Source organism: Hyella patelloides LEGE 07179, from assembly GCF_900659865.1.
GTDB classification, from domain to species: Bacteria; Cyanobacteriota; Cyanobacteriia; order Cyanobacteriales; family Xenococcaceae; genus Hyella; species Hyella patelloides.
Map to the genome: position 1 here is coordinate 1 of NZ_LR214311.1, position 1,329 is coordinate 1,329.

The 1,329-nt window shown below is 42.4% G+C and carries 1 pseudogene; it reads left to right on the forward strand.

What is annotated here, in order from left to right:
* The first annotated feature begins 67 nt into the window (after positions 1–67).
* A pseudogene (locus H1P_RS33410) lies at positions 68–1,309 on the forward strand (ISAs1 family transposase).
* Positions 1,310–1,329: the final 20 nt, after the last annotated feature.

Genomic DNA, 1,329 nt, shown 5'->3' on the forward strand with positions numbered 1-1,329 from the left:
CAGGGTAAGCGCAAGAAAAATGAAGCTGTAATATGCTATTAAAATCCATTCAATAATCGGATTCTCAATGGCGAAAGGTTTCGGCGAAGCGAAGAAGTCTCAAAAGAATAGTGGTAAACCCTCGTCACTGGCAAAAGCTAGTGATTGTGAGCAAATACAGGAACAATGGGCAGAGCATTTTGAGAATTTAACAGATCCAAGAGGAAAGCAAGGAGTGCTTCATCCATTCATGAGTATTGTAATGATTGCCATACTAGCGACTATTGGGGGAGCAAAAGGATGGGAGGATATCGAAATTTATGGTGTGAGCCATGAGAATTGGTTGTCTAGTTTCTTAAAGCTACCTTTCGGAATTCCCACTGCGGATACCTATAGAAGGCTATTTGAGAAGATATCACCTGCTGCGCTGGAGCAGAGCTTCAATAGTTGGTTGAGCAGTGTAGTAGAAGATTTAGGCGCGCAAGTTATTCCCCTTGATGGCAAAACGGTTAGGGGTTCTTATGACCGTAATGGTGAACAATCTGCATTACATCTAGTTAGTGCTTGGGCGAGCGAGAGCCGATTATTTCTCGGACAAGTAAAAGTGGAAGATAAAAGTAATGAGATTACTGCTATTCCAACCCTATTAGAATTGTTAGACATTTCTGGATGTATCATTACCATTGATGCGATGGGGACTTCATAGGAAATTGTCCATCGTATTTTAGAGTCTAATGCCGACTACATTTTGGCATTAAAAGCGAATCATCCTACCTTATACCAAGAAGTAGAGCAATGGTTTAAAACTGCTCAAGCATCAGATTTTCAAGACATTGAATACACTCATGATGTCCGAGTCGAATCGGGACACCACCGTCGTGAAAAACGAGAAGTCACAGCCGTGGCACTCAATCAAATGGGGGGTTTATACAAACAAGCTCAATGGTCTGGTTTACACAGCATAGTTCGAGTTGTACGCACACGCCATCTGTGGAACAAGACAGAAAAGGAGGTAATGTTCTATCTCAGTTCTCTACCGCCAGATGCTCAACGATTAGGCAAAGCTATTCGGCAGCATTGGTCGATTGAGAACCAACTCCATTGGGTCTTAGATGTAACTTTTGGGGAAGATGCCTGTCGTATCCGTACAGGCAATGCTCCTGAAAATATCGCTTTACTCAAGCGGTGGAGCATTAATCTACTTAATCAAGAAACGAGCTTTAAGCGTAGTACTCGTCAGAAAGCGAGGCGAGCCAGCATGGATTCAAACTATTTGCTGAAAGTTCTTAAAGCCTCAATTCCTTTACAGTTTAACCCTTCTGAGGTCTAAATTTTCTTGCGTTTACCCTG